At 41.4% G+C, this 12,582-nt stretch carries 12 protein-coding genes and 1 tRNA gene; 9 read left to right on the forward strand and 4 right to left on the reverse strand.

The window, feature by feature from the left end; genetic code table 11:
- Positions 1-25 precede the first annotated feature (25 nt).
- Both RMX69_RS06565 and RMX69_RS06570 read left to right on the forward strand, forming a co-directional pair.
- Positions 26-985 carry an RsmB/NOP family class I SAM-dependent RNA methyltransferase gene (locus RMX69_RS06565; protein WP_322636928.1) on the forward strand — a complete coding sequence of 320 codons (960 nt, stop codon included), beginning with the start codon at positions 26-28 and terminating at the stop codon, positions 983-985.
- Positions 986-1,407: 422 nt separating this feature from the next.
- Positions 1,408-1,668, forward strand: coding sequence for a hypothetical protein (locus RMX69_RS06570; RefSeq protein WP_289798492.1), 261 nt, complete (start codon positions 1,408-1,410; stop codon positions 1,666-1,668).
- Between the two features lie 106 nt (positions 1,669-1,774).
- On the opposite strand, the gene RMX69_RS06575 is transcribed toward RMX69_RS06570, so the two are convergent.
- Complete coding sequence (locus RMX69_RS06575) at positions 1,775-2,020, reverse strand: hypothetical protein (RefSeq protein ID WP_289798491.1); 246 nt, start codon at positions 2,018-2,020, stop codon at positions 1,775-1,777.
- A 229-nt stretch (positions 2,021-2,249) separates the two neighbouring features.
- On the opposite strand from RMX69_RS06575, the gene RMX69_RS06580 reads away from it, so the two are divergent.
- Together RMX69_RS06580 and RMX69_RS06585 are read left to right on the forward strand one after the other, a co-directional pair.
- The gene (locus RMX69_RS06580; protein ID WP_322636929.1) at positions 2,250-4,226 is read left to right on the forward strand and encodes an AMP-dependent synthetase/ligase; all 1,977 of its coding nucleotides are present in this window, start codon (positions 2,250-2,252) and stop codon (positions 4,224-4,226) included.
- A 42-nt stretch (positions 4,227-4,268) separates the two neighbouring features.
- Positions 4,269-4,718: a YlqD family protein gene (locus RMX69_RS06585; protein WP_012412623.1), complete on the forward strand. Its 450-nt coding sequence runs from the start codon at positions 4,269-4,271 to the stop codon at positions 4,716-4,718.
- A gap of 118 nt (positions 4,719-4,836) precedes the next feature.
- Here the strand turns inward: RMX69_RS06585 and RMX69_RS06590 are convergent, their stop codons facing one another.
- Positions 4,837-5,307 (reverse strand): hypothetical protein, encoded by a 471-nt coding sequence (locus RMX69_RS06590; protein ID WP_289798489.1) that lies wholly within the window; start codon positions 5,305-5,307, stop codon positions 4,837-4,839.
- A gap of 471 nt (positions 5,308-5,778) precedes the next feature.
- Between RMX69_RS06590 and RMX69_RS06595 the strand changes: the two genes are divergently transcribed.
- Both RMX69_RS06595 and RMX69_RS06600 read left to right on the forward strand, forming a co-directional pair.
- Positions 5,779-7,074, forward strand: coding sequence for a dihydrolipoamide acetyltransferase family protein (locus RMX69_RS06595; protein WP_322636935.1), 1,296 nt, complete (start codon positions 5,779-5,781; stop codon positions 7,072-7,074).
- A gap of 161 nt (positions 7,075-7,235) precedes the next feature.
- Positions 7,236-8,138 carry an Rpn family recombination-promoting nuclease/putative transposase gene (locus tag RMX69_RS06600; RefSeq protein ID WP_322636937.1) on the forward strand — a complete coding sequence of 301 codons (903 nt, stop codon included), beginning with the start codon at positions 7,236-7,238 and terminating at the stop codon, positions 8,136-8,138.
- Between the two features lie 25 nt (positions 8,139-8,163).
- Here RMX69_RS06600 and RMX69_RS06605 read toward each other — a convergent pair whose 3' ends face one another.
- A complete protein-coding gene (locus RMX69_RS06605) occupies positions 8,164-8,958 on the reverse strand; it encodes a class I SAM-dependent methyltransferase (RefSeq protein WP_322636939.1) in 795 nt (264 codons plus the stop codon).
- A gap of 143 nt (positions 8,959-9,101) precedes the next feature.
- A complete protein-coding gene (locus tag RMX69_RS06610) occupies positions 9,102-10,283 on the reverse strand; it encodes an RtcB family protein (RefSeq protein WP_289798485.1) in 1,182 nt (393 codons plus the stop codon).
- Positions 10,284-10,601: 318 nt separating this feature from the next.
- Here RMX69_RS06610 and RMX69_RS06615 point away from each other — a divergent pair, with 318 nt between their 5' ends.
- From RMX69_RS06615 to RMX69_RS06625, 3 genes are all read left to right on the forward strand, one after another.
- On the forward strand, positions 10,602-11,489 hold the full coding sequence (locus RMX69_RS06615) for a class I SAM-dependent methyltransferase (RefSeq protein WP_322636940.1): 888 nt from the start codon (positions 10,602-10,604) through the stop codon (positions 11,487-11,489).
- Entirely contained in the window at positions 11,486-12,214 is a 729-nt protein-coding gene (locus tag RMX69_RS06620; protein WP_289798483.1) for an HAD family hydrolase, read from the forward strand. The genes RMX69_RS06615 and RMX69_RS06620 overlap by 4 nt, the downstream gene beginning before the upstream one ends.
- 65 nt (positions 12,215-12,279) lie before the next feature.
- Positions 12,280-12,352: transfer RNA gene (locus RMX69_RS06625), tRNA-Ala, on the forward strand.
- Positions 12,353-12,582 lie beyond the last annotated feature (230 nt).

Raw genomic sequence — 12,582 nt, forward strand, 5'->3', positions numbered from 1 at the left:
TCGTAATTGATAACTCATTATCTACATGGAAAAACCTTCTAATTTATTACTTAAAGTCTCGCGGCGTTTGTTCGCTAATCTAGATGAACAAGAAAAATTTATTGAGGCTTTAATAAATCCTCAGCCTTTTTCACCTAGTATTCTTTGGTGTCAAGAAAAGCCAGATGTTGCACCTTTGGCAGTGGAAACACCAACAGCTTGGCAACCACAATTTATAGACCGCTTATCTCTGGGAGAAAAACCTGGTAAGCATCCCTTGCATGAAAAAGGATATTTCTATTGTTTAGATTTTTCTTCGGTGTTTGCAGCTACTACTTTGTTAGCTATTCCTGAGTCAGTGCGTTTAGTTTTTGATATGTGTGCCGCACCGGGAGGAAAAAGTATCTTCGCTTGGAGAGCTTTAAAACCTGAATTACTCATCAGTAATGAAGTAATTGGCAAACGTCTAGGAATGCTAATTTCTAATTTGAAGCGTTGTCAGGTTAGCCCTAACGCAGTGGTTAATCGAGATTCGAGCATATTTGCCGAAATGTTTCCCGGCTCTAGCAATCTAGTCATAGTAGATGCTCCGTGTACTGGACAATCTTTACTTGCCAAAGGTGAAAAAGCACCCGGATGTTTTCACCCAACTGCTATTAACAAGAGTGCAAATCGGCAAAAGCGCATTATAGCTAACTCTGCTAAAATTGTTTCACCACAAGGCTATCTTGCTTATATGACTTGCACATATTCGCCCGAAGAAAATGAGCAAGTTTGTGAATGGTTTTTAGAACGCTTTCCCCAATTTGAAGCGATAAAAATTAGTAATTTAGCCAAATATCAATCGCATTTAACGACGATGCCTTGTTATCGAATATTTCCTCAAGACAGGTTAGGTGCTGGTGCATTTACAGTCCTATTTAAAAATACTAATGAGGATGAAAATGAGCCGAAAGAAATAGATTTAAATACAACTTCTTCGCTGTATATCTACCAAAGTTTTTAAAACAAGCTATAGGTTTGATACAATTCGTTTAACAGGAGGTAAATAGCGGCGTAAAAATCATAAGTGATACTTAATTTTATGAGTAAAATATAAGACTGAATTAGATTTTGGAGATAAAGCAAGGCTTTGAAAAAGATTCCAAATCATCATTTTATTTTTCTTTATTCAGAGATATAAAAGATTGCTAGGGCATCCTACTTCAAGCATCAGTAAACTTGTAAGCTAACTCCTTAACAAAAGTTAAAACTGTTAAAATCTTTGTGAATGCTTCTCTATGAGACACCACGCGAATGTTGTACTCACAATGATATATTTTAAATTTTCCCAATTAATGATTTAACACATTTGGTGCTAGTATTTATCTTGTCCTTTTTCACGGAAAAGAAGGGCAATAAAACTGAATTTATCAAAGGATAATACTCATGTCTTATCTTGCAAAGCTAAGTCGTTCACCACGTTTAATGACTCTGGCAGCTTGTGGTGCAATCATAGCTACAATTCCTATTAATCCTGCTTTTGCAGCACCCACTGATTCTAGTAGTTATCCAGCTTCCTGTCGGAATATTAGGGTTACTGGAGCTACCTTAACGGCAAGTTGCCGCAGAATTAATGGCACATATAGATCAACATCAATTCTGATTCGGGGAATATTCAATGGGAATGGAGTTTTGCGCTATTTATAGGTAGACATTAGGCTGCGTTAAAGTCAGTTGTGTTACCAAAATTTAGGTGAGGTAGATAAACTACCTCACCTAAATTTTAAAATATAATTTACTGACAAACAGTCCATCAATTCGGAGAACACTTGGCACAAAAATCAGGACTGAATTTGCAGTATTGACTACCTGTTACTGGGTAAACTGTACAATAAGGAAAACTTGTAAGTTCAATTTTGGCTGCTTGTAATTTGGAACCATTCGCCAATGTTTCAGTAAGTTTGGTTTTATCGGCCAAAAGGATAGCTAAAATCTTCGGTAACGCTATGCAAGCAGCAATATTGAGCAACGTTAGCATTATGCCGTCGATAAAATTCATAGGTAATCATCTCCTGTGAAACATAGGCGACCGCTGTTCTTAGATGCAAACACAATCATTGCTTGCACTCTATGTAAATTAACCTTAACATAAATTTTTGTAAATATAAACGTGGAATTCCTGGAATTATCATACACAGAAGGGTATGTGGATAATAAGGATGGATATTGTAGCGTAATAACAAAATAAGCTGGAAAATAATCAGTTTAAAATCTTTAAGTAAGGTGTTATGTCAAAAACCCAAACCGCGTCTTCTTTTTTATCTAACATCAGTGAGCGAGAACGGCAGGCATTAAAGCGGTTGGTAGATTACACAAATGTGGAATCGCTACCAGAAATTTGGCCTTTGGCAGCTCAACGATTTGGTGATGTTGTCGCTCTCCGCAATCCTCACGGTAAACCCGAAGTGGCGATTACTTATACCCAGTTGGCAGAGCAAATGCAACTATTTGCTGCTGGTTTACAGGCGTTGGGAGTAAAGGTAGGCGATCGCATTTCCCTGATTGCTGACAATAGTCCTCGGTGGTTTATTGCCGATCAAGGCATCATGACTGCTGGAGGCGTTGATGCGGTGCGTAGTTCTCAAGCGGAAAAAGAAGAACTGTTGTTTATTATCGCGAATAGCGGCAGTATAGCGATCGTTGTAGAGGATTTAAAAACACTTAAAAAACTCCAAGACCGCCTCAAAGATTTACCAATTCAAGTGGTAATCTTGCTTTCCGATGAAGCACCACCAACAGACGAAACCCTAAAGGTACTCAACTTTTCACAGTTACTCGAAATTGGGAAAAGTCATAATTTTGTGCCAGTCAAGCAAAATCGTAACGCTCTGGCAACTCTAATTTATACCTCTGGTACTACGGGTAAACCCAAGGGTGTAATGCTGTCTTATAGTAACTTGATGCACCAAGTGATAACTTTTGGCACAGTATTGCAACCAAATGCGGGTGATATAGTTCTCAGTATCTTGCCTTCTTGGCACAGCTATGAACGAACTGTTGAATATTACCTACTATCTCAAGGTTGTACGCAAGTTTATACCAACTTGCGCTCTGTAAAAGGGGATTTGAGACAATTTAAACCCAATTACATGGTCGGTGTACCCCGCCTGTGGGAGTCGATTTATGAAGGAGTGCAAAAGCAGTTCCGCGAACAACCAGCCAAAAAGCAACGCCTAATTAAATCTTTATTGGGCATGAGTGAAAAATATATTAGAGCGCGGCGAGTTGCTCAGGGACTAGATTTAAATAATCTTCATGCTTCAGGCATCGAACGATTAGCAGCTAGGATAATAGCAGCGGCTTTATTACCCCTCCATGCCTTGGGAGAACGGCTGGTTTACGCCAAAGTGCGGGAAGCCACAGGGGGACAAGTTAAGCAGATGATTAGCGGCGGCGGTGCGCTTCCTAGACACATAGATAATTTCTTTGAAATTATTGGCGTCCAGATTTTACAAGGCTATGGCTTGACAGAAACTTCTCCTGTCACCCATGTACGGCGTCCTTGGCGGAATTTGATTGGCGCATCAGGGCTACCACTCCCGGCTACAGAAGCTAAAATCGTCGATCCTGAGACAAAAGCGCCTTTACCAATAGAGAAGCGAGGCTTAGTATTGTTGAGGGGCCCGCAGATTATGCAAGGCTATTACCAAAATCCTGAAGCGACAGCGAAAGCAATTGACGCGGAAGGTTGGTTTGATAGCGGCGATTTGGGTTGGCTGACACCACAAGATGACTTGGTGCTGACTGGCAGAGCGAAGGATACGATTGTATTGACTAACGGGGAAAACATCGAGCCACAGCCGATCGAAGATGCGTGTTTGCGATCGCCATACATCGATCAAATTATGCTCATCGGCCAAGATCAGCGCAGCCTGGGAGCCTTAATTGTCCCCAATGTCGAAGCCTTAGAAAAATGGGCAGCAAGTCAGAATCTAACGCTGGATACGCTGGGCGATCAGGTGACTTCCTCAGATAGTCAAAAAATTGACTTCGAGAGTAGAATGATCCAGGATTTATTTCGCCAAGAATTGAATCGGGAAGTCCAAAATCGCCCAGGCTATCGACCGGATGACCGCATCGGAACGTTTAAACTCATCCTGGAACCGTTTTCTATCGAAAATGGCTTGATGACACAAACACTAAAAGTTCGCCGACATGTCGTCACGGAACGCTATCGCGATATTATTGACGGCATGTTTGCCTGATCATTCCACCTGCTAACTGTAAAGAGTGAACGTGAAATATTTATGGATGTCTCCAAATCTAATTTGCTTCTGAAACGCGTCGTTAACGTCAAAGTTATTGTGACTCCCCTCTGGAAAGAGGAAGTACAACAGCAGCTGCAAACCCAGATCAATCAACTCGATCAGCAACTGCAACAGCTAGACGTTGAAGGACAAAGAGCGATCGCGGCAATTCAAAAGCAGAGTCTGCAACCACCTGGGCCTCAGACCCTCCAACAAATTGACAATATCCAACTCCAAGTCAATCAAAAGAAAAGTGAATTTCTAGAGCAGAAAAATCAGTTGCTGCAAAACCTCCAGCAAGTGCAGTTTCTCCAGCAAGATCAAGAAGTCAACCAATTCCAAATGGAAGGCTTTTTCCGGGTAGAAATCGGTGATAACCTGATTAGCAAAATGCAAGTCGAAATCGTTCTACGCGATGGCGTTGTAGAAGAAATTCGCGGTGACATTTAGAGAGTTATAAGTTATGAGTTATGAGTTATGAGTTATGAGTTATGAGTTATGAGTTATGAGTTGGAATTCCTAACTTCTAACTTCTAACTTCTAACTCCTAACTTCTAACTTCTAACTTTTAACTCCTCACTCCAGCCCAAACGATTTGCCACACTGGAGGTGAGCTAATAAAAAGCGATCGCCCAAAGGTTGTCATCTCCGCTCGATATTTAACCGTCCCAACTGAATTATTACCCCGCTTGATTTGCGTAATCGTCACTAACGCCTGATTTGGTTGCGGATAAACTACCTCGATCTTTCGCGTTCCTCCCACTGCTATCTCCTCAAAGGCATTCAGGGCAAGGGTAGTAGGATTACTGCCTTGGAGAGATGAGTTAAGTTTTTCTAAAGGTATAGTTTGATAATCGGAACGCTCTGAGAATGCTGCAACTTCCTGAGACTGATGTATTGCTCCCATCTGCTGGGTTTGCCCATCACTAGTCTCAACAATCGGTGCAGATTGCTGGTGCTGAATAATATAAACTCCAGTACCAGCCGTAGCAGAGATACTCAATATCACAATCAAAAAGAATTTCAGCTTTGCCGACATAAAAGTAAACAGGAATTTCAAATAGGTTTATTACCAATTTTGAATTCTAGATTGAACTACATCCCATATCCTCTATCCGCGAGAAGCTCTTGTATCTTAAGTAGTGGTTATGAGGAATATAAATAGCAAGGGAATAGGGAACAGATGTATACTAAGTTTTTTCAAAAATCAAATACAAGTCCTATAGACCTCTAAGTTATATTTAGGTTCCTATTAGTCATTAGTCAAAAGCTAATGCCCAATGACCAATGCCCACTTGCCCTGAGCGACTCGTGCCGAGTATCTCGACTTACTTCGACTACGCTCAGTACACAGTCGCTCGATGGAGCCGGAGCCGAGGTAAGCCGAAGGGATGCCCAATTCCCAATGCCCAACCTAAAATATAAACAGTCTAAAACTCTCCCATCAAGATACAATTCGATCTGATAAAAACTGTTAAAGTCCATAAACCATTGATTTCCAAACCACCCTATGAGCATTCACGAAGTATTTATGCCGGCGCTGAGTTCCACGATGACAGAAGGCAAAATCGTTTCCTGGGTGAAATCGCCAGGGGACAAAGTGGAAAAAGGCGAAACAGTGGTGGTTGTAGAGTCAGATAAGGCAGATATGGATGTAGAAACCTTTTATGAAGGCTTTCTTGCCCATATCATAGTTGAAGCTGGTGAAACTGCCCCGGTAGGATCTGCGATCGCCTTCATCGCTGAAACGGAAGCTGAAATTGAACAGGCCAAATCTCTTGCCAATTCCGGCGGCGCGGCTGCTACTCCTACCTCTTCCCCTGAACCAGTTGCCGCCACAGCCTCAGTTGCAACACCTGCCTTAGCGTCTCAAAACGGGTCTAACCACAAAGAAGGAAGGCTTGTAGCTTCACCCCGTGCCCGCAAGTTAGCTAAAGAACTCAAAGTTGATTTAACTACACTCCAAGGTAGTGGCCCCCACGGACGCATTGTCGCCGAAGATGTAGAAGCATTGTCTAACAAGGGTAAACAACCTGCCCCAGTTGCTCCACCCGCACCTGTACCAACCAGCGCCCCAGTTGCACCCCCAGCACCTCGGACACCAGTACCTGCACCCGTGGCGGCGGCTGTTCCTGGTCAAACCGTACCTTTAACTACCTTCCAAAACGCCGTAGTGCGGAACATGGTAGCTACCATATCCGTGCCCGTCTTCCGTGTCGGTTATACAATTACCACTGATGGGTTAGACAAACTTTATAAACAAATTAAATCCAAAGGCGTGACAATGACAGCGCTACTGGCGAAAGCTGTAGCAGTGACATTGCAAAAACACCCATTGTTAAATGCTAGCTACTCAGACCAAGGTATTGTTTATCATTCTGATATCAACATTTCCGTAGCAGTAGCGATGGATGATGGCGGATTGATTACACCTGTGCTGCAAAATGCAGATGCAGTGGATATATATTCTCTGTCGCGTACTTGGAAGTCTTTGGTAGAACGTGCCAGGGCAAAACAATTACAGCCTCAAGAATATAACAGTGGAACTTTTACCCTGTCCAATTTGGGGATGTTTGGCGTAGATAAATTTGATGCGATTTTACCGCCTGGACAAGGTTCAATTTTAGCGATCGGGGCATCTCGTCCGCAAGTAGTAGCAACACCCGACGGTTTATTTGGCGTGCGGCAACAAATGCAAGTCAATATTACTTCTGACCACCGGATTATTTACGGTGCCCATGCTGCGGCGTTCTTGCAAGATTTAGCAAAATTGATTGAGACGAACCCTCAATCTTTGACAATGTAGTTTTGAAAAAACACCAAATTTAAATGTTAGCGCTATGAGCGAACATTACTTTTTCGTAGAGTAGCGCTAACAAGAAACAATACTTAAACTAAATTTTTGATGGACAAACTATGTAGCGATATTACGTCTCTACATGAGTTTATGTCCAAACTGATATCAAAGTGACATACGACAACACCCTGAAATATCTGGTTGAGCAGTATCCAGAAGATTTTATCCGCTACTTACTTGCATCTGAAGTAACGGATATCCAGATTCTCAAAACAGAATTAAATCAAGAACCAATCCGTGCCGACTCAGTAACCTTTTTGCAAACTGCCAATCAAATACTGCATTTAGAGTTTCAAACTTTACCAGCATCGACTCCACCCTTACCACTGCGGATGTTGGACTATTGGGTGCGGCTATATCGACAATACAATTGCGATATCGAGCAGATAGTAATTTTCCTTAAGCCGACAACTTCAGAAGCTGTCTTTGTAGATCAATTTACCGCTCGCAATACTACCCACCGTTACCGCGTCATCCGAATTTGGGAACAAGATCCAGAACCTTTATTGTTATCTCCTGGTTTATTACCTCTGGCAACTTTGGCGCGAACAAATTCTCCTCAAAGCTTACTCCAACAGGTAGCAGTTCAGGTGAGTATGATTGAAGAAGAAGCCACCAAGCAGACTATCTCGGTATGTACCCAACTTCTAGCAGGGTTAGTATTCGAGCCAGAACTAATTCGTCAGTTTTTGAGGAGAGAAGATATGAGAGAATCTAGCATTTATCAAGAAATTCTCCAAGAGGGACTCCAAGAAGGGAGACAACGAGGCATTGAACAAGGAATTGAACAAGGAATTGAACAAGGTCTTGAACAAGGAATTGAACAAGGAAGACAATCAGAACTAAGGCTAGTGATACGTCTATTAACTCGTCGGCTTGGTTCAATTAATTCTCAGTTACAATCTCGCTTGCAAGAGTTGTCCTTGGCTCAGTTAGAGGACTTGGGTGAAGTATTACTAGATTTTGTTAGTGAAGCTGATTTGATGAATTGGCTAAATACAACAGAAAATTAGAGTTTGCTTTAAACCTTTCTACCAGTTAGAAAAAAGTTAGATTTTCGTACCAAGCTCCTTGCTCGGTTGCTTTTGCTTCAATTTTTTGACGATATTCTGCTTTTAATTCTGCCATTTTCTCTGATGAAACCTGTAACAAAGGATTTTCTCTGGGATGAAACCATCCTCCATTCCATTCTCTAGCTTGCTCTACATTGCGATAGAAACCTAGTTGTTGGATTTTTACTTCAATATCTTTAAAACCAACTTCTGCAAGTAGATGATGACATTTTTCGGGTGTGCCTGTTGGCTCATTGATACTTGTCAGCGAAATGCCATGTTTGTTACATATTTCGATTATAAGTGGCGCTCCACAAGATTCCTCAGAGCAACAAGAAAAACCGATGACTCCCCCTGGTTTGAGAAAACGATACCATTTACGTAGAGCAGCAGGAATATCTTTAAAATACACTATCGCTGTAGAGCAAAGAATTACATCGAAACTCTCATCATTGAAGTTAATATATTCACCATCGGCTTCAATAAGTTCAATATTTTGCAAGCCTAATTCTTCAATTTTCTGTTGTGCTTGAGTTAGCATCCCTGAAGAAAAATCTACTCCAGTGACTTTTCCTTTGGAACCGATAATTTGTGCAACAGCAATAGCAATGATACCTGTACCAGTCGCCATGTCCAATACTTTTTGTCCCTTTTGCAGTTGAACTAAATCTAGTAGAGGTAGAGCGCGATGAATTGTGTAATCGTTATCGTAGCTAGTTCTACTATCAAAGAAATCAATTACTTTTTTCTTATACTGTTGTTCGTATTCACTATTTTGCATGACAAGTCTATTTACTTAAAATAATTATTTATTCTTCAGCATATCTTTACGTTTAGAAATAAAAAAGGTGGGCAATACCCAATACGCTTGGGTTAAGGCTAAAAACTAAAACTGGCGTATTGGAGCGCTACCCACCTACAAATTTATCCTTTAACACAAAGAACTTGTTTGAGTGTTGCTACAACCTCAACTAAATCTGCTTGATTTGCCATAACTTGTTCTATCGGCTTATAAGCACCAGGAATCTCATCTAATACGCCCTCGTCTTTGCGGCATTCTACGCCATTTGTTTGCTCTATCAAATCATCAAGTGTATAGACATTTTTTGCCTTATTTCTAGACATCAAACGTCCTGCACCGTGAGAACAAGAACAAAAACTATGAGCATTACCTTTACCCTTCACGATGAAAGATTTTGCCCCCATCGAACCAGGAATAATCCCATAATCTTCAGTCTGGGCACGGACTGCACCCTTACGAGTAACGTATACATCCTCATTAAAATGCACTTCTTTTTCGGCGTAATTGTGATGACAATTAACCTGCAATAAAGGTTTAGTTGCCTTCCCACCTGCCAGATGTTTCTCAACTATGTGCTTAAAACGCGCCATCATTACATCGCGGTTGACACGCGCATAGTTTTGTGACCATTGTAAATCGTGCCAATATGCCTGGAATTCTGGCGTACCAGCGACAAAGTGAGCTAAATCTGGGTCAGGCAATTTATTACCTGCCATTTTTGCTAATTCTCTGGCTGTGTGAATATGACACTGGGCGAGTTTATTGCCGATGTTACGCGAACCAGAATGCAGCATCAGCCAAACTTGATTCTCTGTATCGAGGCACACTTCAATAAAGTGATTTCCTCCACCGAGAGAACCCATCTGTTTCATTGCTTTACCTTGTAGGTCTTGCACGCCGCGATGCAAGTCTTTAAAATCATCCCAGTATTGCCAATTGCTGACAGATTTTTCAACGTCTTTATTTTCGTTAAATCCAGTCGGAATTGCTTCTTCAATATCCAAGCGGATTTTCTTTAGTTTACCTTCTAGTTGTTCGGCGGTAAATGCTGTTTTGATCGCGCTCATACCGCAACCAATATCCACACCGACAGCAGCGGGGATAATTGCCTCTTTGGTTGCAATTACAGAACCCACTAAAGCACCTTTTCCTAAGTGAACGTCTGGCATTAATGCCACATGCTTAAATACAAATGGTAATGATGCCACATTCTTGGCCATCTTGGTTTCTTCTGGCCCCAAAGAGTGATTTGCCCAAGATAAGACGGGTGCTGGTGTGGTAATTTCTAACTTTTCGTAGGGCATAATCGTTTCTATTTTTGATTTTAAATTTTAGAGTTTGGATTGGGTATTGGGCACTGTTAATTATCGGTATGACATATAACCCATTACCTAGTTAGTTGTAGCAATTTAAATGTTGTATTGTCTTTCATCTGGCTCCCTCAATTTTCGTGAAGCTGAAGAACTACTTTTAGGAGTTATATTTTTGTAGCATAAGTGTAGCGCTTTGAGTTACAGCCGTCAACCTATCACCACAGAGAGAAAGCAGATACTTCCCAGATGTATTAAAATTTGTAAAGAAAATAACTTTGTTTAAATAGCCCCTTAAAGTTCTGACACAATATGGCAGTCCGTCAAGATACAATCTGGGAACGTTTTTTATCCCCTGTAGTGCGTCTTTTGATTGATGAAGATGGGTTACGGCGTTACGCTGATAGTATTAATTGGGAAAAAGAGAGCGATCGCTATCGACGAGATGATGTCATAATTCCGTCGTACTACAGTAATCAAAACTTTCACGGGATTGCTGGCGGATATCTCAATTCCGATGCAGCAGTTACTTACGATCCGATTACTCAATACGTTATACCGCCTAATGAAGGTATTGTCCGTCAAGCTTTAGTTGATGCTGTGCAGGTGAAACCACGACGCATACTTGATTTAGGCTGCGGCACAGGTTCCACTACCTTAATGTTAAAACAGGCTTTCCCCGAAGCGGAAGTTATTGGTTTGGATTTATCACCCTATATGCTGGTAAGGGCGGAAGACAAAGCTAGAAATGCTGGCTTGGAAATAGTCTGGCGACACGGAAATGCTGAAAAAACTGGTTGGAAGGATGCAACATTTGACTTAGTAACAGCTTCTTTACTATTCCATGAAACACCAGATGCGGTGTCTCTAGCAATTCTGCGAGAAAGCTTCCGGTTGCTGGTAACTGGAGGACAAGTATTAATTCTAGATGGGAATCAGAAGACTCTGCGTCAGTTAGAATGGCTCAATGATGTTTTTGAGGAGCCATATATTCGTGAGTATGCTGCTAGTAGTACAGAAGCGAATATGGGTGCGGCCGGATTTGAAGCAGTGCGATCGCAGGATGTATGGTGGATAAATCAGGTAACTAGCGGCATAAAACCAATAGCAACCGAAAATGTCCGTCATTATACTCCCACATCGGTAGATAATAATGATTTGGAGGGACTTGGTTCTCCAGCGTTTGGCATAATGGCATGAGTTTAAAGGCAGTTCTCTTTGATTTTAATGGTGTCATCATTAATGATGAGCCAATCCACCTGCAACTGATAGATGAGATTCTCATTGAAGAAAATCTCCAACCCCAAAAGGTGAGTGAGCGTCAAGCTTCTTTAGGACGCAGCGATCGCGCTTGTTTTCAACAACTACTCGCTAATCGTGGTAGAGTAGCCAATGAAAACTATTTAACTCAGTTGCTGTACCGCAAAGCCCAAGCTTATACGGTGGAACTAGAAAAAATAAAGAAACTGCCTTTATATCCAGGTGTAGAAGACTTAATATTTCAGGTGCGATCGCGGAATCTGAAACTAGGATTAGTTAGTGGCGCGATTCGCAAAGAAATAGAATTGGTACTGAATCGCGCTAAACTAGACGAACATTTTAAAATTATCGTCGCGGGTGATGACATCACCACCAGTAAACCAGAACCCGATGGTTATTTACTGGCAGTAAAACGCCTAAATAAAGAATATCCCGACTTGAATCTTCAACCACACGAGTGTCTGGCAATTGAAGATACTCCAGCAGGCATCGAAGCCGCGAAGCGATCGCAAATGCAAGTTGTTGGTGTAGCGAATACTTACCCATTCCACATGCTCCAACGCTGCTGTAACTGGACTGTTGATTATCTCAGTGATTTGGAACTAGAACGGGTGCAAAAAGTTTATTCCCAAAAACAGCCTCAACCATCGGTAACAGAATGTTAGAATAATCTATGGTGATAATGTCTTGAGTTAATGAGTAATATTACTCTTGACTTAATACCGATTAAGGGGAATTAGCTCAGTTGGTAGAGTGCTGCGATCGCACCGCAGAGGCCATCGGTTCGAATCCGTTATTCTCCATTTGTTGTAGTTCGCACATTAAATGTCGCAATTCGCAAATTAATGTCCATTTTTTCACAGTTCAGGGACAGAAGTTACGTATTTTCTTTCGCAGCTTTCAGCAATCAAATCAGTTTGAAAGAATTATTGTCCAAAATCAGCTTGTAAAACTTGGCTAAATAATTGAGATAGCTAAAACCCAGTTAGAAATGACTGGGCTTTTTTGTATGCAATCTCTACTTTAAGCTACT

This window comes from Nostoc sp. EspVER01 (assembly GCF_034530635.1).
Lineage (GTDB): Bacteria > Cyanobacteriota > Cyanobacteriia > Cyanobacteriales > Nostocaceae > Nostoc.

What these genes read in the sequence shown, in the direction of transcription:
- RMX69_RS06565 (WP_322636928.1), top strand. Translation starts at nt 26, where the DNA reads ATGGAAAAACCTTCTAATTTATTACTTAAAGTCTCGCGGCGTTTGTTC.
- RMX69_RS06570 (WP_289798492.1), top strand. Translation starts at nt 1,408, where the DNA reads ATGTCTTATCTTGCAAAGCTAAGTCGTTCACCACGTTTAATGACTCTG.
- RMX69_RS06575 (WP_289798491.1), bottom strand. Translation starts at nt 2,020, where the DNA reads ATGAATTTTATCGACGGCATAATGCTAACGTTGCTCAATATTGCTGCT.
- RMX69_RS06580 (WP_322636929.1), top strand. Translation starts at nt 2,250, where the DNA reads ATGTCAAAAACCCAAACCGCGTCTTCTTTTTTATCTAACATCAGTGAG.
- RMX69_RS06585 (WP_012412623.1), top strand. Translation starts at nt 4,269, where the DNA reads ATGGATGTCTCCAAATCTAATTTGCTTCTGAAACGCGTCGTTAACGTC.
- RMX69_RS06590 (WP_289798489.1), bottom strand. Translation starts at nt 5,307, where the DNA reads ATGTCGGCAAAGCTGAAATTCTTTTTGATTGTGATATTGAGTATCTCT.
- RMX69_RS06595 (WP_322636935.1), top strand. Translation starts at nt 5,779, where the DNA reads ATGAGCATTCACGAAGTATTTATGCCGGCGCTGAGTTCCACGATGACA.
- RMX69_RS06605 (WP_322636939.1), bottom strand. Translation starts at nt 8,958, where the DNA reads ATGCAAAATAGTGAATACGAACAACAGTATAAGAAAAAAGTAATTGAT.
- RMX69_RS06610 (WP_289798485.1), bottom strand. Translation starts at nt 10,283, where the DNA reads ATGCCCTACGAAAAGTTAGAAATTACCACACCAGCACCCGTCTTATCT.
- RMX69_RS06615 (WP_322636940.1), top strand. Translation starts at nt 10,602, where the DNA reads ATGGCAGTCCGTCAAGATACAATCTGGGAACGTTTTTTATCCCCTGTA.
- RMX69_RS06620 (WP_289798483.1), top strand. Translation starts at nt 11,486, where the DNA reads ATGAGTTTAAAGGCAGTTCTCTTTGATTTTAATGGTGTCATCATTAAT.